Annotated in this window: 15 protein-coding genes; 11 read left to right on the plus strand and 4 right to left on the minus strand. The window is 68.3% G+C overall.

Going from position 1 to position 18,380, the window contains the following annotated elements:
* Positions 1-6: 6 nt before the first annotated feature.
* From EX88_RS0108360 to EX88_RS0108370, 3 genes are read right to left on the minus strand one after another with little or no spacing between them, the layout of a single operon-like run.
* Entirely contained in the window at positions 7-432 is a 426-nt protein-coding gene (locus EX88_RS0108360; protein WP_031371544.1) for a DNA polymerase III subunit chi, read from the minus strand.
* Between the two features lie 9 nt (positions 433-441).
* Positions 442-819 carry a hypothetical protein gene (locus tag EX88_RS0108365; RefSeq protein ID WP_051884746.1) on the minus strand — a complete coding sequence of 126 codons (378 nt, stop codon included), beginning with the start codon at positions 817-819 and terminating at the stop codon, positions 442-444.
* A gap of 2 nt (positions 820-821) precedes the next feature.
* A complete protein-coding gene (locus EX88_RS0108370) occupies positions 822-2,291 on the minus strand; it encodes a leucyl aminopeptidase (protein WP_031371546.1) in 1,470 nt (489 codons plus the stop codon).
* Positions 2,292-2,491: 200 nt separating this feature from the next.
* On the opposite strand from EX88_RS0108370, the gene lptF reads away from it, so the two are divergent.
* Positions 2,492-3,574 (plus strand): LPS export ABC transporter permease LptF, encoded by a 1,083-nt coding sequence (lptF, locus tag EX88_RS0108375; protein ID WP_031371547.1) that lies wholly within the window; start codon positions 2,492-2,494, stop codon positions 3,572-3,574.
* Positions 3,571-4,671, plus strand: a complete 1,101-nt coding sequence (lptG, locus tag EX88_RS0108380) for an LPS export ABC transporter permease LptG (protein ID WP_031371548.1) — start codon at positions 3,571-3,573, stop codon at positions 4,669-4,671. Before lptF ends, lptG begins: the two co-directional genes overlap by 4 nt.
* A gap of 653 nt (positions 4,672-5,324) precedes the next feature.
* Here lptG and EX88_RS0108385 read toward each other — a convergent pair.
* Entirely contained in the window at positions 5,325-5,813 is a 489-nt protein-coding gene (locus EX88_RS0108385; RefSeq protein WP_031371549.1) for an RDD family protein, read from the minus strand.
* A 44-nt stretch (positions 5,814-5,857) separates the two neighbouring features.
* Between EX88_RS0108385 and xerD the strand changes: the two genes are divergently transcribed.
* The 9 genes from xerD to EX88_RS0108430 all read left to right on the plus strand — a co-directional run bounded on the left by xerD (position 5,858) and on the right by EX88_RS0108430 (position 18,362).
* Positions 5,858-6,805 carry a site-specific tyrosine recombinase XerD gene (gene xerD, locus EX88_RS0108390; protein ID WP_031371550.1) on the plus strand — a complete coding sequence of 316 codons (948 nt, stop codon included), beginning with the start codon at positions 5,858-5,860 and terminating at the stop codon, positions 6,803-6,805.
* A gap of 532 nt (positions 6,806-7,337) precedes the next feature.
* Positions 7,338-8,222 (plus strand): DsbC family protein, encoded by an 885-nt coding sequence (locus EX88_RS0108395; protein ID WP_051884747.1) that lies wholly within the window; start codon positions 7,338-7,340, stop codon positions 8,220-8,222.
* 267 nt (positions 8,223-8,489) lie between these two features.
* Positions 8,490-12,446: a phosphoribosylformylglycinamidine synthase gene (purL, locus tag EX88_RS0108400; RefSeq protein ID WP_031371552.1), complete on the plus strand. Its 3,957-nt coding sequence runs from the start codon at positions 8,490-8,492 to the stop codon at positions 12,444-12,446.
* A 359-nt stretch (positions 12,447-12,805) separates the two neighbouring features.
* Positions 12,806-14,599 (plus strand): type II secretion system ATPase GspE, encoded by a 1,794-nt coding sequence (gspE, locus tag EX88_RS0108405; protein ID WP_081930745.1) that lies wholly within the window; start codon positions 12,806-12,808, stop codon positions 14,597-14,599.
* A gap of 128 nt (positions 14,600-14,727) precedes the next feature.
* Positions 14,728-15,945, plus strand: coding sequence for a type II secretion system protein XpsF (xpsF, locus tag EX88_RS0108410; protein WP_031371554.1), 1,218 nt, complete (start codon positions 14,728-14,730; stop codon positions 15,943-15,945).
* A 228-nt stretch (positions 15,946-16,173) separates the two neighbouring features.
* Positions 16,174-16,608: a type II secretion system major pseudopilin GspG gene (gene gspG / locus EX88_RS0108415; protein ID WP_081930747.1), complete on the plus strand. Its 435-nt coding sequence runs from the start codon at positions 16,174-16,176 to the stop codon at positions 16,606-16,608.
* A gap of 151 nt (positions 16,609-16,759) precedes the next feature.
* Complete coding sequence (gene xpsH / locus EX88_RS0108420; RefSeq protein WP_051884774.1) at positions 16,760-17,194, plus strand: type II secretion system protein XpsH; 435 nt, start codon at positions 16,760-16,762, stop codon at positions 17,192-17,194.
* Positions 17,191-17,679: a type II secretion system protein XpsI gene (gene xpsI, locus EX88_RS0108425; protein ID WP_081930749.1), complete on the plus strand. Its 489-nt coding sequence runs from the start codon at positions 17,191-17,193 to the stop codon at positions 17,677-17,679. The genes xpsH and xpsI overlap by 4 nt, the downstream gene beginning before the upstream one ends.
* Positions 17,679-18,362, plus strand: a complete 684-nt coding sequence (locus EX88_RS0108430; RefSeq protein WP_051884749.1) for a prepilin-type N-terminal cleavage/methylation domain-containing protein — start codon at positions 17,679-17,681, stop codon at positions 18,360-18,362. Before xpsI ends, EX88_RS0108430 begins: the two co-directional genes overlap by 1 nt.
* The last annotated feature ends 18 nt before the right edge of the window (positions 18,363-18,380 follow it).

Below are 18,380 nucleotides of genomic sequence, written 5' to 3' on the forward strand. Positions count from 1 at the left end.
GGCCCCTCACATATCGTGCTTATTAAGCGTCAGCCCGCGGGCCTGGTACTGCTTCCAGCGCTCGCGCAGCGGGCCGCGCGCGGAGTCGTCGGCGGGGACTACTTCCAGGACGCGGTCGAAGCCGTCCTGCACCGGTGCGTCGCGCAGGTTGATCACCAACGGCCGCAACGGCGCGTCGACTTCGGGCGCAGCGATCAGCACGTCGGCTTCTTCCTCGTCGAGGTCGGCGCCGGCGATCTGGTGCGGGATGTAGGCGTCCTCGCCCATGTCCCACAGCATGTCGTCGATCGCCTCGGCCTGTTCGGCGTTGCGCGCCAGGATCAGCGTGGGCAGGCCGGCATCGTGGGCTTTGCGCGCCAGCTCGCAGACCAACCGCAGCGGTTGTTCCTTGAAACGCGGCGTTTGGATCAAGTAGAAGTCAGCGCGGGCCATGGGCGGGTATCAACCGGTATATGCGGCCGAGCCGCCGAAAACGAAATAGCCCAGCAGGGCGCCGCCGATGTTCAGGGCGAACCAGCCGAGCAGGAGCAGGAAGAACGCGCCGACCGCCTTGAGCTTGCGTCCCGCCGGCCGGGTCCGGGCCAGGTAGATCGGCACGAACAGCATCGCCAGCACGACGATGCCGATATTCATCCACGGCGAGCGGCGATGGCCGAACTCCTGCTGGTCGCCATGCAGCCACATGAAGATCCAGAACATGCCCAGCGCCACGAACAGCCAATCCACCAGGGTGAAACCGGCCTGCGCAAGCGGCGACATCGAGTAGATGCCGCTGGCCAGGCCGGTGATCGCCGCGAGGATCAGCGCATTGCGCTTCATCGTCAGGCGGTGCGCTCGAGCAGCCACTGCGAGAGCAGGCCGACCGGACGGCCGGTGGCCAGACCGCGCTTGCCTTCTTCGTTGGACACGCCGGCGATGTCGAGGTGCGCCCAGCGCTGGCCTTCGGTGAAGCGCGACAGGAAGCAGCCGGCGGTGATCGCGCCGGCCCAGCGTCCGCCGATGTTGTAGACGTCGGCGAAGGTCGATTCGAGCTGAGTCTGGTACTCGTCCCACAGCGGCAGGCGCCAGGCGCGGTCGAAGACCTGCTCGCCGGCGCTGGTCAGCTCGGCGGCGAGGTCGTCGTCCTTGCTCATCAGGCCGGTGGCGAACTTGCCCAGCGCGACCACGCAAGCGCCGGTCAAGGTCGCCACGTCGAGCAGAGCCTGCGGCTCGAAGCGCTGCGCGTAGGTCAGCGCGTCGCACAGGATCAGGCGGCCCTCGGCGTCGGTGTTGCCGACCTCGATGGTCTTGCCGGACATGCTGGTGAGCACGTCGGAGGGACGGTAGGCGTCGGCGTCGGGCATGTTCTCGACCGCCGGCACGATCACCACCAGGTTGATCGGCAACTGCATGCCGACCGCCGAGACGAAGCTGCCCAGCACCGAGGCGGCGCCGCACATGTCGAACTTCATCTCCTCGATGCCACCCTGCACCTTGAGGTTGATGCCGCCGGTGTCGAAGGTGATGCCCTTGCCGACCAGCACATAGGGTTTGGCGTCGCCGCCGTTGTCGTACTTGAGCACGATCAATTTGGGCGGATTGGCCGAGCCGCGGGCCACGGCGAGCAGCGAGCCCATGCCGAGCGCCTGCATCTGCTCGCGGTCCAGCACTTCGCACGAGGTGTTGTCGAAGCGGCCGGCGAATTCCTGCGCCTGCTCGGCCAGGTAGGCCGGGTTGCAGATGTTCGGCGGCAGATTGCCCAGCTCGCGAGCGAACGCGACGCCGGCGGCGATCGCCTGGCCCTGGGCCAGAGCGGTGGCGTCGTCGCCGCGGATCGACAGCTTGCGCAGGCCGGGCTCGTCTTTCTTCTTGCCCAGCGTGGCGGTGTAGCGGTAGCAGGCGTGATCGGCGGCGATGGCGGCCTGGCGGATCGCCCAGGCGGCGTCGCGGCCGGTCACGGGTTCTTCGCTGAGGGTCAGCAGCGCATGCTCGACCGGGCCGGCCTTGAGCGCGCGTGCGGCGTCGCCGACCGCCTTGAGGTACTGGGCGACGCCGAACTTGCCGGCCTCGCCGAGGCCGATCACGAGCACGCGCGGCGCGGTCACGCCGGGCAGGTCGTGGAGCAGGGAGGTCTTGCCGGTCTTGCCGCTGATGTCGCCGCGTTCGAGCAAAGCCGTCAGGCGCCCGCCGCTGACTTCATCCAGCGTTCGCGCGGCAGCCGTCAGGGTCTTGTCGGCGAAGGCGCCTACCACGACGCAATCAGTTTGAGCGGCCGCGAGCGCGTCGCGGTTCAGGTCGAATTCGAGGGTCATCCAACAGATTCCCAGCAGCTAAGAAGAGTTTGTCCGTACAATCGAACGGCTTTGCGGGGCGTCGGTCCCGGGCTCGATGCCCGTGCCGCCATCCTGGGTCCTCGACCTCGCGCCTCCGGCTATCCCGGAGCGCCAGCAGACAGGTCGGCCGTCGAACGAACCCCCGAGTTTAAAGCAAGCCTGCCCGATGCCGAAGCCCGATGCTCAAGCTTGACCGTTACCTGACTGGCGAATTCGCCCAGGCCGTCTTCGCGACCCTGGTGGTGTTGCTGATCGTGAGCGTCGGCGGCGCCTTCACCGACGTGCTCGAGGACATCGCCAAGGGCAAGGTCCCGGCCGGGCTGATGCTGCTCCAGCTGGGCCTGGTGCTGATCAAATGGCTGCCGCTGATCCTGCCGCTGGCGTTGATGCTGGGGCTGATGCTGGGCATCGGCCGGCTCTATCGCGATTCGGAAATGCCGGTGATCGCCTCGATCGGCGTCGGCCCGCGCCGGCTGCTCAAGCCCTTGCTGATGGTGGTCGGGCCGATCGTGGCCGTGGTCGCCGCCTGCTCGCTGTGGCTGGGCCCCTGGGCCGACCGCGCCTCGCGCGAGATGATCAACGAGGCCAGCCGCAGCCTGATCGTGGCCGGCCTGGAGCCGGGCGCCTTCACCGGCCTGCCCAACGACAACGGGGTGATCTACGTCGGCGCGATGTCCAACGACGGCACCCGTTTCGAACGCATCTTCATCTACCGCAACAAGCCCGACCGTCAGGACGTCACCACCTCTAAGGCCGGTCACCTGACGGTGCGCCCGAACGGCGACCGTTACCTGACCCTGGAGGACGGTTTCGAGGTCGAGGGCCCGAAGGACGGCGGCCTGAATTACCGGCTGATGCGCTACGCCAGCAACGACGTGCTGCTGCCGGCCAGCGAGGACCGCTACGACCCGTCCCTGCCCGAGATGATGTCGACCACGCAGTTGCTCGGCGATCCGCGCCGCGAGGCCGCGGCCCAGCTGCATTACCGGATCGCACCGCCGCTGCTGGCCCTGGCTTTCGCCCTGCTGGCGGTGCCGCTGGCGCGCAGCACTCCGCGCCAGGCCCGTTACGGCAGCGTGTTGATGGGCTTTTTGGCCTACCTGATCGGCAACAACTTCATGATGATGGGCAAGGGCTGGATCGAGGACGGCAAGATCCCGACCTTCCTCGGCCTGTGGTGGCTGACTTTGCCGCTGTTGGCGGTCGCCGGCTGGCTGTATTTCCGTGACGGCCGCGTCGCGCGCAGGCGGGTGGCCCGATGAAGCCGTTCCCGAAGATCCACGATGTCTACGTCGGCAAGACCGTGCTCGGCACGGTGCTGCTGACCTGGGCGGTGCTGCTCGGCCTGGATTTCATGCTCAGCCTGGTCGGCGAGTTCGGCGACGTCGGCAAGGGCCGCTACGGCCTGATGCAGGCCCTGGCCTATATGGCCATGACCGTGCCGCGCCGCGCTTACGCGCTGTTCCCGTACGCGGCGGTGATCGGCGCCCTGATGGCGCTGGGCCAGCTCGCCTCGACCTCGGAGCTGACCGTGCTGCGCGCGGTCGGCCTGTCGCGGCGGCGCCTGAGCCTGGCCGTGGCCGGCGCGCTCGCGCTGCTGACCCTGCTGATGGTGGTCAACGGCGAGACCCTGGCGCCGGAAGGCCAGCGTCGCGCCGATGCGCTCAAGACCGCGGCCAAGTCCAACAACCAGGTGGTGGCTCAATATTCCGGGGTCTGGGCGCGCGAGGGCGATGTCATCCTCAGCGCCAGCCAGGGCCAGGAGCGCAGCGAGGGCCAGGACCGCTGGCTGGAATTGCGCGACGTCAGCCTGTACCAGTTCGGCCAGGACGGGCGCCTGGTGTCGCTGGCGCTGGCCAAGATCGCCGAACACCGCCCGGGCGGCTGGCTGTTGCGCGACGTCACCCGCACCACCTTCCTGGCCAAGTCGGCCGAGCAGGTCCATGTCGCCGAAGAGCGTTGGGAGTCCAAACTCGACAGCGCCGCGTTGATGAGCGGCAGCAACCGCCCGCGTTACCTCAGCGCCAAGGCCTTGCACAAGGCGATCGAAGACCGCGAGCGCAACCGCCTCGATGCGGCCGAATTCGAGGCCTATTACTGGGGCCGCTGGTTCTACCCGCTCAACGTGCTGACCTTGTGCCTGGCGGCGATTCCGTTCGCCTTCGGCAGCCTGCGCAGCGGCGGTATGGGCAAACGCTTGTTCATCGGCATCGTCTTCGCGCTGTTGTTCTGGCAGTTGCAGACCCAGTTCGTCGAACTGGCCAAGGTGTTCCGCTTCGACTTCCGCCTGGCCTATGCCGCGCCGACCGTGGTGATGCTGGCCGTTTCGGCCTATCTGTTCAAACGTCGGTCGGGGTGAACACAGTCCGCTCACGCGGCACTGCCGCGTGGACTGTGTGAACGCCCGGCGCGCTGCGCCGGGCCGGGGCCGCAACTACCAGTCCATGCGTTCTCGCAACGGAGCTTCGCCATTGGCTCGCGCTTTCGATGAACGCCCGGCGCGCTGCGCCGGGCCGGGGTCGCAACTACCAGTCCATGCGTTCTCGCAACGGAGCTTCGCCATTGGCTCGCGCTGTCGATGAACGCCCGGCGCGCTGTGCCGGGCCGGGGCACGTCGGGTCAGATCGCGATTACCCCAACGAAGCGGCGGGGGTACTGACTCCATGGCTGGAGCCCTTGCGCGAACTCGGCCGGCGCCGGCACCTCCAGTTACGCGGTCGCGGCTCGCGCCGCTCCTACCCCGCGATAGTTCGAGGCTTCGATCATCGACGCGGGCGGTGCTGCCTCTACATGTCCCTTGGTCGCGGCTTGCGCCGCTCCTACAGTGCTGACGATATCGGTACCCGCAGCTTCGCAGGACTCTGCGATTTAAAACCTGCCGAGAGCCTTTGGAAGCTTAGGTAACCACCGTTCTTATGTAACGCGGCGATCTTGGGTCGCGGCTCGCGCCGCTCCTACAGCGATAGTCCGATCAGGTCTCGTGGCCGCGCTGGACTCTGTGGCCGCCAGCACTCACTTCGGCCGCTTAGGCACCCGCAACATCCGCGTCCCACTGGCGCGGTCGTGCCAGGTCAGGCGCTCGCGATCGAACCAGGCCCACCAGAAGCCCAGGCCGAGCGCGGCCAGCGACAGGGTGCCGACCGCATAGCGGATCGACAGCGCCCGCCATGCCGGCGCAGCGCCGTCGGCACCGGCCACGCGCAGCCGCCACGGACGCATGCCGAGGGTTTGCCCGCCGCGCCGCCAGCTCAGCATCGCGTAGCCGCCGGCGATCAGCCAGCAGACGAACCACAACGTCCATTGCAGCGCACTGAAAGGCGGAATGTTTTCGCGCTGCCCATGCCCGGACAAGGTGTAGGCGACGGTGAACGCCGCGCTTGCGACCAGCCACAGCGCCGCGACCGGCCAAAAGTCGTAGAACAACGCGAACAGGCGCCAGCCCACCAGGGCGGCGGGCTTGGCGGATGCGGGATCGGCGGCGGAGGTGTCGTTCGAGCTCATCGCATCAGGATATAGGCAGCCGGACCGCCTGCTAAGCTGCTGCGATGAGTGCCAGTACACCCGCCGAACGCCGCAGCCAGGCGATGGCCTTGCCGCCCTTGGGCGAAGCCGACGATGCGGCGATCAAGTCCTTCCTCGACACGATCTGGGCCGAGAACGGACTGGCCCAGCAGACCCTCGACAGCTACCGCCGCGACCTCGAAGGCCTGGCGCGCTGGCGCGACGGCAGCGGCATCGCCAATGCCGACCGCGCAGCCTTGTTCGATTACCTGGCCTGGCGCACCCGCGAAGGCTATTCGCCGCGCAGCAACGCCCGCCTGCTGTCGGCCTTGCGCGCGTTCTATGCCTTCCGCCTGCGCCGCAGCGAGCGCAGCGACGACCCGACCGCATTGCTGGCGCCGCCGAAGCTGCCGCGCTCCTTGCCCAAGGCTTTGGCCGAAAGCCAGATCGAAGCCTTGCTGGCGGCGCCGGTGGTGGACGAGCCACTCGGGCTGCGCGACCGCGCGATGCTCGAATTGATGTACGCCTCCGGCCTGCGCGTAAGCGAATTGGTCAATCTGCCGTCAACCGCGGTCAACCTGCGCCAGGGCGTGTTGCGGGTCACCGGCAAGGGCAGCAAGGAGCGGCTGGTGCCGCTGGGCGAAGAGGCCCAGCATTGGCTCGAACGTTATCTGGCGCAGTCGCGCCCGCAACTGGCCGGCAAACGCGCGCTGGCGCCGCTGTTCCTGGCGGCGAGCGGCGAGGCCCCGAGCCGGCAGGAGTTCTGGCACCTGGTCAAACGCTACGCCGCCGTCGCCGGCATCGACCCGGCCAAGATCAGCCCCCACGGCCTGCGCCACAGCTTCGCCACCCACCTGCTCAACCACGGCGCCGACCTGCGCGCCCTGCAGATGCTGCTGGGCCACAGCTCCCTGTCGACCACCCAGATCTACACCCTGGTGGCGCGCGAGCAGCTCAAACGCCTCCACGCGAAGCACCATCCGAGGGGGTGAAGAGCAGCGCTAGGCGGCACTGCCGCCTGCTGCTCTGAACGCCCGGCGCCCCTGCGCCGGGCCGGGCACGTCCTAACCGATCGCGAGTACCCCATCGAAGCGGCCGGCGGCACTGCCGCCTGGGCTTGGCGAACGCCCGGCGCGCTGCGCCGGGCCGGGGCACGTCCTGGCCGATCGCGAGTACCCCATCGAAGCGGCCGGCGGCACTGCCGCGATAGTTGGTACCGCCTGCTTGAACCCGGCCGGCGCCGCAGGCCTCAGTTACGCGGTCGCGGCTCGCGCCGCTCCTACCCTTGGATGCCGGGCGATTGGCCATCTGTGTGAGTCGCTCCTGTCCGGGAGTCCCGGCAGCTTTGGCAGCCCCGGGCCCGTTTCGCGGGCATCCGCACCCCAAACCGCGACCCCCATCGCCACTTCGCCGTGTGACTGCGGTTGCGGAACGGCGTTCGCGTGGCCGGCCGTGCCACAATCGGCAGAACCTATTCCTCGTCGAGCGGTCCAAGACCCCGACCTCAGAACGCCAAGGATTCGATTGATGAAGCGCATCATTTTCGCCGTGCTCGGCGCGATCAGCCTGTCCGCCTGTGCCCAGGCGCCGCAGGGCGCCGCCGCCAAGAGCGATCCGGCCGCCCCGGCCAAGACCGCGGCCGCCGCCAAGGGTTCGGCGCCGGAGGTCAAGGCCGGCAGCGCCGATGCGCTGGCCGTCGAAGCCATCCGCCAGCTCAATCCCAACGTCAGCATCGACAAGGTCGGCCCGTCGCCGGTGCCGGGCTTCCGCGAGGCGCTGGCCCAGGGCCAGGTCGTGTACGTCAGCGACGACGGCCGTTACCTGTTCCTGCCGGGCTCGGGCGGCGCGCTGTTCGATACCCAGGCCAAGAAGAACCTTAGCGAAAGCAGCCTCGCCGGTATGCGCAAGGACCTGCTGAAGACCATCCCGGCCAGCGAGCGCATCGTCTTCGCTCCGGCCAATCCGAAGCACACGGTGACGATCTTCACCGACGTCGAGTGCGGTTACTGCCGCAAGCTGCACAGCGAGATCGCCGAGTACAACCGGCAGGGCATCGCGGTCGAGTACCTGGCCTTCCCGCGCATGGGCATCGGCAGCGAGGACTACAAGAAGATGGTCTCGGTGTGGTGTGCGGCCGACCGCCGCAAGGCCCTGACCGACGCCAAGAGCGAGCAGAGCATTCCGAACAAGGACTGCAAGAACACCGTGACCATGCAGTACAACGTCGGCCAGCGCGCCGGCCTGACCGGCACGCCGATGATCCTGACCTCCGAGGGCATCCAGCTCGGTGGCTACGTGCCGCCGGCGCAGTTGCGCGAGGCGCTGGACAAGATCGCCGCCGACGCCAAGCCGGCCCCTTCCGGCGCCAAGCCGACCGCGGCCGTCGCCGTGCCGACCGGCGGGCGCTGAGTAACGACCCCGCGCCCGGGCGCTCCGGGCCAGGTTCGACCGCATCGCCGCCCACTGGGCGGCGATGTCGTTTCCGGGGCTGCGTTTCGCGGGTGGCCGGGTCCTGCTCAAGGGCGGGAAGGGGCCGCAGCCGGGGTGTAAGCGGGCGCTTCGGCCGCGCTGGCCAAGGGGCCGTGGACCGCCGCGCGGCCCGGTCGGATGCCGGGCCGAAGCTGGAGGGCGGTTTTGGATACAATACCGGGCCCTGCGTTGCACGGTTCCCCGGACATGATCGTCCTCGAGGGCCATTCGGCCCTGTCTTCGTTCCGCCGCGAGCGTCTCCAAGCTCGACTGTCCGCCCTTCATCCGAGTATCCGCCTGCTCGATGCCTGGCCCGTCTACTGGGTCGAGCCCGACACCGGCGCTACGCCCGACGACGCGACCCTGCGCCGCATCCTCCAGGCCGAACCGCATGAAGCCGCCCGCAGCGATGCGGCGGTCTCGCGCTACGTGACGCCGCGCCTGGGCACCTTGTCGCCGTGGGCGAGCAAGGCCACCGAATTGCTGCGCGGCGCCGGCCAGCCGGTCAAGCGCGTCGAGCGCGGCACCCGCTACGACCTCGAAGGCTGGCCGAGCGATGCCGCCACCCAGGGCGCGCTGGCCAAGGTCCTGCACGACCCGATGACCCAGTCGCTGCTCGAAGCGCGCGACGATGCGGCGGCGCTGTTCGCCGTGCCCGCGCGCGGCGAGCTCGAACGCATCGCCCTGGACGATCTCGAAGCCGCCAACAGCCGTCTCGGCCTGGCCCTGGCCGACGACGAGATCGGCTACCTGCGCGAGCGTTACGCCGCGCTCGGCCGCACCCCGTCCGACGTCGAACTGATGATGTTCGCGCAGGCCAACTCCGAGCACTGCCGGCACAAGATCTTCAACGCCTCGTGGACACTCGAAGGCCGCGAGCAGCCGCAGTCGCTGTTCAAGATGATCAAGCACACCCACGCGCAGACGCCGGAGAACACGCTCTCGGCGTACAGCGACAACGCGGCGGTGGTCGAAGGCTATCCGGCGCGGCGCTTCCGCCCGCAGCCGGGCAGCCAGTCCTATGCGGCCGAAGCGCAGATTCCCTCGGCGTTCTGCATCAAGGTCGAAACCCATAACCACCCGACCGCGATCGCGCCGTTCCCCGGTGCGAGCACCGGCAACGGCGGCGAGATCCGCGACGAAGGCGCCACCGGTCGCGGCGGCCGTCCCAAGGCGGGCCTGTGCGGTTTCAGCGTGTCGCACCTGCGCATCCCGACCCTGCCGCAACCGTGGGAAGGCGAACGCGCGCTCAATCCGCGCATGGCGCCGGCCCTGGAAATCATGCTCGACGGCCCGCTCGGCGCGGCCGCGTTCAACAACGAATTCGGCCGCCCGAACCTGGTCGGTTATTTCCGCAGCTTCGAGCTGGCCGAAGGCCAGGCCGGCAACGCCCGCCTGGCCCGTGCCTACGACAAGCCGATCATGTTGGCCGGCGGTCTCGGCGCGATCGACCGGGTGCAGGTTGCCAAGCTCGGCCTGAAGCCGGGGCATGCGGTGATCGTGCTCGGCGGCCCGGCGATGCTGATCGGTCTCGGCGGCGGTGCCGCCAGCTCGGTCGCTTCCGGCGACAGCGCCGAAGCGCTCGACTTCGCCAGCGTCCAGCGCGACAACCCGGAGATGGAGCGTCGCTGCCAGGAAGTCATCGACCGCTGCGTCGCGCTCGGCGAAGCCAATCCGATCGACAGCGCCCACGACGTCGGTGCCGGCGGTCTGTCGAATGCCATCCCGGAATTGCTGCACGACTCCAGCCTCGGCGGCGTGATCGACCTGGCCAAAGTGCCGAGCGACGATCCTTCGCTGTCGCCGATGCAACTGTGGTGCAACGAATCGCAGGAGCGTTACGTGCTCGGCCTGCCGGCCGACCGCGTCGCCGATTTCGCCGCGATCTGCGAGCGCGAGCGCTGCCCCTTCGCCGTGGTCGGTTATGCGACCGCGGAAGAGCGCTTGGTGGTCGGCTACGGCGCGACGGTCGAATCGGTGTATGGCGAGAACAAGATCGCCGACGCCGATTGGGCTATTGATCTGCCCATGGACCTGCTGTTCGGCAAGCCGCCGAAGATGCATCGCGACACCCGTTATCCCGCCGACGCGCCGTGGCCGGCGCTGCAGTGGGATGGACTGGATCTGCACGACGCCGGCCTGCGCGTGCTCGCGCACCCGACCGTCGCCGCGAAGAACTTCCTCATCACCATCGGCGATCGCACCGTCGGCGGCCTGGTCGCCCGCGACCAGATGATCGGCCCCTGGCAGTTGCCGCTGGCCGATTGCGCGATCACCTTGTCGGACTTCGACGGCCACGTCGGCGAAGCGATGGCGATCGGCGAACGCACGCCGCTGGCCTTGCTCGATGCCGCCGCTGCCGCGCGCATGGCGGTCGGCGAGGCGATCACCAACCTGTGCGCCGCGCCGGTCGAATCGCTCAACCGTATCAAGCTGTCGGCGAACTGGATGGCGGCAGCCTCGCACCCGGGCGAAGACGCGCTGCTGTTCGACGCGGTCAAGGCAGTCGGCCTGGAGCTTTGTCCGGAACTCGAACTGAGCATCCCGGTCGGCAAGGACTCCTTGTCGATGCAGGCCCAGTGGGGCTCGGGCGAGAACGCCTCGAAGTCGGTGTCGCCGGTGTCGTTGATCGTCAGCGCGTTCGCGCCGGTGGTCGACGTGCGCCAGCAACTGACTCCGCTGTTGTCGCGCGACACCGACAGCGAGTTGTGGCTGATCGGCCTCGGCGCCGGCAAACAGCGCCTCGGCGGCTCGGTGCTGGCCCAGTGCCATCCCGAAGCCGGCAGCGACGGCGGCTTGCCCGCCTTCGCCGGCCTGCCGGGCGAGGGTGCGCGGCATGAAACCGGCGTGCCCGACCTCGACAGCCCGCAGCGCCTGCGCGATTTCTTCGAGCTGATCCGCGATGCGCGCGAAGCCGGCCTGTTGCTTGCGTATCACGACCGCAGCGACGGCGGCGCCTTCGCCGCGCTGTCGGAAATGGCGTTCTGCTCGCGCCTGGGCCTCGACATCAGCCTCGACGGCTGGGGCGAGGATCCGTTCCGCACCTTGTTCAACGAAGAGCTCGGCGCGATCGTGCAGATCGCCGCCGAGGACCGCGCCGAATTCGCCGACCTCGTCGCCCGCCACGGCCTGATCGATTGCGCTCAGCGCATCGCCAAGCCGACCACCGCCGCCGCGGTACGCGTTAAAGAAGACGGCAAGGTCCTGGTCGAATGGCGTTGGGACGAGTTGTTCGATGCCTGGTGGTCGACCAGCCATGCGTTGCAGAAGCTGCGCGACAACCCCGAGTGCGCCGACGAAGAGCGGGCGATCGCGCGCGACTTCAGCGCGCCGGGCCTCAAAACCAGGCTCAGCTTCGACACCGCCGAGGACGTCGCCGCGCCGTTCATCAACACCGGCGTGCGCCCGAAGGTAGCGATCCTGCGCGAGCAGGGCGTCAACGGCCAGATCGAAATGGCCGCGGCCTTCGACCGCGCCGGCTTCGAAGCCTTCGACGTGCACATGAGCGACCTGATCAGCGGCCGCTTCCAGCTCGAAGACTTCAAGGGCTTCGCCGCTTGCGGTGGCTTCAGCTACGGCGACGTGCTCGGTGCCGGCCGCGGTTGGGCGACCAGCATCCTCGAACGCAGCGCCCTGCGCGACGCCTTCGCCGCGTTCTTCGCCCGCGAAGACAGCTTCTCGCTCGGCGTCTGCAACGGCTGCCAGATGCTGGCCCAGCTCAAGCCGATCGTTCCCGGCGCCGAGCATTGGCCGGTGTTCCTGCGCAACCGCAGCGAACAGTTCGAGGCGCGTCTGGGCCTGCTGGAAGTGGCCGAATCGCCGTCGCTGTTCTTCCGCGGCATGGCCGGCTCGCGCATCCCGGTCGCGGTCGCCCACGGCGAAGGCCAGGCCAGCTTCGCCAGCAACCTCGACCAGACCGCGGCCAACGTCTCGCTGCGCTACATCGACGGCGACGGCCGCATCGCCGACCGCTATCCGCTGAACCCGAACGGCTCGCCCGACGGCATCGCCGGCCTGACCAGCAACGACGGTCGCGCCACGATCCTGATGCCGCACCCCGAGCGCACCCTGCGCAACGCCAACTTCAGCTGGTCGCCGCGCGACTGGAGCGGCGACTCGCCGTGGCTGCGCATGTTCCGCAATGCGCGGGTGTGGGTGGGGTAAGCCACGCGGCGAGGTCGTTCGATCGTTGTCTATAGAACGGACGCCCATTCGGGCGTCCGTTTGTTTTTGTGCTCGGGCCGACTCGCCGGTATCGTCTGGATCGACCGACAGCAGCGGTGTCACACATTACGGTGCGGTTGCGAGCGCGCGTCGCCAGTTAGCACAGCTCCGCTGCACCGGCATCGCCGGCCGATGGCGCCCGCGCGAACAAAATGTGACTGATCCTTCAGTCCGTAACTGCCCCTGTTCATGAATCCGAAGCCCTGCGACTCGCGCCGGGCATCCTCGATCTCGCTTCGACGACTGTGCTTATCTCACCGACGCTCACCGGCGCTGTTCAGGGCTGGTCGAGACGGCGAATGAAACTGCTAAAGTCCGGGGATCACGCGCAGGAGGGTGACGTGAACGCAGTAGCCACATCCAACGAACCGAGCGCCAGCGCCTTACCGGCGGGGGACGCCCAAGCGGCGGTCGACATCCGCATCGTCGACGCCTTGCTGGCGAAGGGGCGCCTCAAGGAGCCCGACCTGGCGCGTGCGCGCCGGCTCCAGGAGGAGACCGGCGGCAGCCTGCTCGCGCTGTTGGCGCGGCTCGGGCTGGTGTCCGAGCGCGATCACGCCGAAACCGTGGCCGCGGCGCTGGAGCTGCCTTTGGTCAGCATCAAGGACGCGCCCGAGCTGCCGCCCGAGGGGGTGGCGCTGACGCCCAAGTTCATGAAGCAGTTCGCGGTCTGCCCGGTCGGCGAGGGCGAGCACCACGTCGACGTGCTGATGGCCGACCCGCAGGACATCTACCAGCTCGACGCCCTGCGTCTGGCGACCCAGCGCGAGGTCCGTCCCTACGTGGCGCTGCGCTCGGAGGTCGGCGACCTGGTCGAGCGCTGGTACGGCCAGGGCCGCAGCGCGATGGGCGCGATCGTCGAAACCGCCGAGGGCGAGGGCGCGGGCGATCTCGACGACGTCGAGCATCTGCGCGACCTGGCTTCGGAAGCGCCGGTGATCCGGCTGGTCAACCTGGTGATCCAGCGCGCGGTCGAACTGCGCGCCTCGGACATCCACATCGAGCCGTTCGAGAACCGCCTGAAGGTGCGCTACCGCGTCGACGGCGTGCTGGCCGAGGGCGAGAGCCCGCCGGCCAACCTCACCGCCGCGGTGATCAGCCGCATCAAGATCATGGCCAAGCTCAACATCGCCGAGCGCCGCCTGCCGCAGGACGGCCGCATCATGCTGCGGGTGCAGGGCAAGGAGCTCGACCTGCGCGTCAGCACCGTGCCGACCGCGCACGGCGAGTCGGTGGTGATGCGATTGCTCGACCGCGAGACGGTCGTGTTCGATTTCTACAAGCTCGGCTTCACCGACGAATTCCTGCCGCAGTTCCAGAAGGTGCTCGACCAGCCGCACGGCATCATGCTGGTGACCGGCCCGACCGGTTCGGGCAAGACCACCACCTTGTATACGGCGCTGAGCAAGCTCAACACCAGCGACGTCAAGATCATCACCGTCGAAGACCCGGTCGAGTACCAGATCGAGGGCATCAACCAGATCCAGGCCAAGCCGCAGATCGGTCTCGACTTCTCGCATGCGCTGCGTTCGATCGTCCGCCAAGACCCGGACATCATCATGATCGGCGAAATGCGCGACCTGGAGACCTGCCGCATCGCGATCCAGTCGGCGCTGACCGGCCACTTGGTGCTCAGCACGCTGCACACCAACAACGCCGCCGGCGGCATCACCCGCTTGCTCGACATGGGCGTCGAAGACTATCTGCTGACCTCGACCATCAACGGCATCCTGGCCCAGCGCCTGGTGCGCCGGCTCGAGCCGACCCATGCCGAGAAATACCTCGCCTCGCCCGAGGAAATCGACAAGTTCAACCTGCGCCGCTACCAACCCGAGGGCGACATCTACCTGTTCCGACCGCGCGGTTCGGCGCTGGCGCCGAGCGGTTACCACGGCCGCACCACGATCATGGAATTCCTGGTCATGAACGACGAACTGCGGCGTGCGGTGATGCGTCACGCCGGCATGGGCGAGATCGAACAGATCGCGCGCGACAGCGCAGGCATGCGCACCATGTACGAGGACGGCATCGTCAAGGCGCTCGCCGGCCAGACCACCATCGAGGAAGTGCTGCGGGTGACCGAGGATGCTTGAGAGCCGGGAATCGGGAATGGGGAGTCGGGAATCGTGGTCGTCCCGGCTGGTTCATTCCCCTGGCTTCGAAGTTCCGATGCTTTGGCCTTAACCGATTTTCGATTTTCCATTCCCGATTCCCGGCCTTTATGCCCCTCTACCACTACAAAGCCCTGAACGCGCGCGGTGAGCTGCTCGATGGCCAGATGGAGGCCGCGAGCGGCACCGAAGTCGTGCAGCGCCTGCAGGAGCAGGGGCATCTGCCGGTCGAGGCCAAGCTGGCCTCGGAAGCGGGTGCGTCTTCGTCGTGGAAGGCCTTGTTCAAGCCCAAGCCCTTCACCGGGGCGCGGCTGGTGCAGTTCACCCAACAGTTGTCGACCTTGCTCGGCGCCGGTCAGCCGCTGGACCGCGCGCTGACCATCCTGCTCGACCTGCCCGAGGACGACACCGCCAAGAGCACGGTCGCCGACATTCGCGACGCGGTGCGCGGCGGCACCTCGCTGTCGGTCGCGCTGGAGCGCCAGCACGGCACCTTCTCGCGCCTGTACATCAACATGGTCCGGGCCGGCGAGGCCGGCGGCAATCTGCACGAAACCCTGTCGCGGCTCGACGACTACCTCGAACGCAGCCGCGTGCTGCAGGGCCGGGTCATCAATGCGCTGATCTATCCGGCGATCCTGATGGTCATGGTCGGCCTCAGTTTGATGTTCCTGCTCGGTTACGTGGTGCCGCAGTTCGGCGCGATGTACGAAAGCCTCGACGCCGAGCTGCCGATGTTCACCCAGGTGGTGTTGTGGCTCGGCCTGTTCGTGCGCGACTGGTGGATCGTGTTGATCGCGATTCCCGCGCTCGGCTTCCTCTGGTTCGATCGCAAGCGCCGCGACCCGGCGTTCCGCGAGGCGCTCGATGCCTGGCTGCTCAAGCGTAAGTTCGTCGGCCCGCTGATCGCCAAGATCGAGACCGCGCGCCTGGCGCGCACCCTCGGCACTCTGGTACGCAACGGCGTGCCGTTGATGACGGCGATCGGCATCGGCCGCAACGTGCTCAACAACCGCATCCTCGCCGCCGACGTCGATGCCGCCGGCGAAGACGTCAAGAACGGCGTCGCCCTGTCGACCGCGCTCGGCAAGGGCAAGCGTTTCCCGCGCCTGGCCCTGCAGATGATCCAGGTCGGCGAGGAGTCCGGCGCGCTCGACGCGATGCTGATGAAGACCGCCGAGACCTTCGAGCAGGACACCGGCATGGCCCTGGACCGCATGCTCGCCGCCTTGGTTCCGGTGGTGACCGTGGTCCTGGCCGGCGTCGTCGCCACGGTCGTGATGGCGGTGCTGCTGCCGCTGTACGACCTGACCAATGCGATCGGTTGAGCATGGCGATGTCCGCGCTTGCCTGTCCTCGCCCCGGGGCGCCCGTTCACGCCGTGCGCTTGAACGCCGGCTGTACCGGGGCCGGATTCGCGCGAACTTCGCCGATCGGCGCGGAACAGAATCCTATGCATCTTCGGATGCGAACGGCCGGACTCGACCCCGTTGCCATCGTTCGTCCGTTGAAGCACAACGTCTGTCCAGAACCCACCACTATGGATGATCACTGAGATGCGCAATCCCCGTTCGATTACCCGTTCCCCGTCTCCGGCCGGCCAGCGCGGTATGAGCCTGATCGAGATCATCATCGTGATCGTGCTGATCGGCGCAGTTCTCGCCTTCGTCGGCAACCGCGTGCTGGGCGGCAAGGACCGCGGCGACTACAACCTCGCCAAGGGCCAGGTGCAGACCCTCGCCGGCAAGATCGACTCGTTCCAGATGGACACCGGCCGCCTGCCGGGTTCGCTCGAGGAACTGGTCAAGCAGCCGGCCGACGCCAACGGTTGGTTGGGGCCGTACGCCAAGGAAACCGAGTTGAAGGACCCTTGGGGTCATGCCATCGAGTACCGCCAGCCCGGCGAAAGCGGTCCCTACGACCTGGTCAGCTTCGGCAAGGACGGCAAGGCCGGCGGCAGCAGCGTCGACGGCGACATCAAGAACAACTGAGTAAGCGCCTGCGATGAAACGCCTGCGGCACAGGCCCTCCGCCGGAGGGCGGGGGGACCGGGCCGGGGCGAACGCCGTCCGGTGCGCTCCTGCGTGCGTCGTGCGCGCGAGCCGCGCAGGCGGCGCGCCGCGGCCGGCCGCGGTGCGCGGCATGTCGCTGCTGGAAATGCTGTTGGTGATCGCCCTGATCGCGGCGATCGGCGTGTTGACCGTCGGCATGATGAGCGGTGGCATGAGCGGCATGCAGCTGCGCTCGGCGTCCAAGGAAATCGCCTCGCAACTGCGCTATACGCGCAGCCAGGCGATCTCGACCGGACGTTCGCAGAAGTTCACCATCGATCCGGCCGCGCGCACCTGGACCGCGCCGAACGGGCGCAATGGGGATATTCCCAAGGCGGTTGGAGTGACCTTCACCGGCGCGCGCGAAGTGCAGCCGCGACGCGGCGAGGGCGCAATCGTGTTCTTCGCCGACGGCGCGTCCACCGGCGGGCGGATCAAGCTCAACGTCAAGCAGGCGGCGTGGAACGTCGATGTCGCCTGGCTGACCGGCGAGGTCAAGCTCAAGCGCGGCGAGGCGCCGCGATGAGCGCGCGCGCGCGGTCCGCCGCCTCGGCCGGCTCTTTGCGCCGTCTCGGCGCGCTGCGTAGCGCGCCGTCGTCGCGTCAACGCGGCTATACCTTGCTGGAAGTGATCGTCGCCTTCGCCCTGTTGGCGATGGCGCTGACTCTGTTGCTCGGCACCTTGTCCGGCGCGACGCGGCAAGTGCGCTGGTCCAGCGACGCCGGCCGCGCCGCCTTGTATGCGCAATCGCTGATGGACCAGGTCGGGGTCGGGCAACCGCTCAAGCCCGGCCAACGCAGCGGCGAGTTCGAGAACGGCCGCTATCGCTGGACCCTCGGCGTGGCGCAGTGGCGCGATCCCATGCCGGCGTCCTCGCAGCCGATCGATCCGAATGCGATGCGCTTGTTCGAGGTCCAACTCGCGGTGGAGTGGGGCGAGGGCGGCGGCGGTCGGCGCCTGCTGCTGCGCACCCTGCGCAGCGCGGCCGCCTCCAACGAGGTGCAGTTCTGATGGCGCGCGCGGCGAGCCCGGTGCGGAACCTGCCGGCGCGCCGCGGTGCGCGCGGTTTCACCCTGATCGAAGTGCTGTTGGCGATGGTCTTGCTGGTCGCCGGCCTGACCCTGGCCTTCGCGACCTTGTCGGCGGCGACCAAGACCGCCGCGCGCGGCGAGGCCCTTGCCCACCGCAGCGAACGCGAACGCGCGGTCGAGGGTTTCCTGCGCAAGCGCATCGCCGCCACCCGGCCGATTCCGTTCGCGTTCGATCAGAGCACCGCGGTGCCGCAGCGCTTCGTCGGCGAACCCGACCGTCTGCGTTTCGTCGCCGACCTGCCCGATTACCTGGGCCAGGGCGGGCCGTACCTGCACGACTTCGTGATCGAAGGTGATGGCGATCAGGCCCGCATCCTGTTGTCCTTGTCGATGGTGCTGGCCGGCGAAACCATCAAGGAGGCACGCGAGCGTCCGCCCGAGCTATTGGTCGAAGGCTTGAAGTCGGCGCGCTTCCGTTACCGTTCAATGGACCCGCAACGCGGCGAACTCGGGGAGTGGCAGGAGCGCTGGCAGACGCCGGAGCAACTGCCCTTGTTCGTCGAAGTCACACTCACCGACCGCGACGGCCGTGCCTGGCCGCCGCTGGTGGTGGCCCTGCCGCTGGCCAGCGCGACGGCCGGCGGCTTCGTGCCGGAGCTGTGATGAGGACGGTGCGAGCAA

The sequence above is a fragment of the Lysobacter antibioticus genome (assembly GCF_000731095.1).
In the GTDB taxonomy this organism is placed as follows: domain Bacteria; phylum Pseudomonadota; class Gammaproteobacteria; order Xanthomonadales; family Xanthomonadaceae; genus Lysobacter; species Lysobacter antibioticus_B.

Coding starts and splice junctions, on each gene's coding strand:
- xpsI (WP_081930749.1), top strand. CDS start 17,191: ATGAGCGCGCGCGCGCGGTCCGCCGCCTCGGCCGGCTCTTTGCGCCGT.
- xpsF (WP_031371554.1), top strand. CDS start 14,728: ATGCCCCTCTACCACTACAAAGCCCTGAACGCGCGCGGTGAGCTGCTC.
- lptG (WP_031371548.1), top strand. CDS start 3,571: ATGAAGCCGTTCCCGAAGATCCACGATGTCTACGTCGGCAAGACCGTG.
- xerD (WP_031371550.1), top strand. CDS start 5,858: ATGAGTGCCAGTACACCCGCCGAACGCCGCAGCCAGGCGATGGCCTTG.
- EX88_RS0108365 (WP_051884746.1), bottom strand. CDS start 819: ATGAAGCGCAATGCGCTGATCCTCGCGGCGATCACCGGCCTGGCCAGC.
- xpsH (WP_051884774.1), top strand. CDS start 16,760: ATGTCGCTGCTGGAAATGCTGTTGGTGATCGCCCTGATCGCGGCGATC.
- EX88_RS0108370 (WP_031371546.1), bottom strand. CDS start 2,291: ATGACCCTCGAATTCGACCTGAACCGCGACGCGCTCGCGGCCGCTCAA.
- EX88_RS0108430 (WP_051884749.1), top strand. CDS start 17,679: ATGGCGCGCGCGGCGAGCCCGGTGCGGAACCTGCCGGCGCGCCGCGGT.
- purL (WP_031371552.1), top strand. CDS start 8,490: ATGATCGTCCTCGAGGGCCATTCGGCCCTGTCTTCGTTCCGCCGCGAG.
- lptF (WP_031371547.1), top strand. CDS start 2,492: ATGCTCAAGCTTGACCGTTACCTGACTGGCGAATTCGCCCAGGCCGTC.
- gspE (WP_081930745.1), top strand. CDS start 12,806: ATGAAACTGCTAAAGTCCGGGGATCACGCGCAGGAGGGTGACGTGAAC.
- gspG (WP_081930747.1), top strand. CDS start 16,174: ATGCGCAATCCCCGTTCGATTACCCGTTCCCCGTCTCCGGCCGGCCAG.
- EX88_RS0108385 (WP_031371549.1), bottom strand. CDS start 5,813: ATGAGCTCGAACGACACCTCCGCCGCCGATCCCGCATCCGCCAAGCCC.
- EX88_RS0108360 (WP_031371544.1), bottom strand. CDS start 432: ATGGCCCGCGCTGACTTCTACTTGATCCAAACGCCGCGTTTCAAGGAA.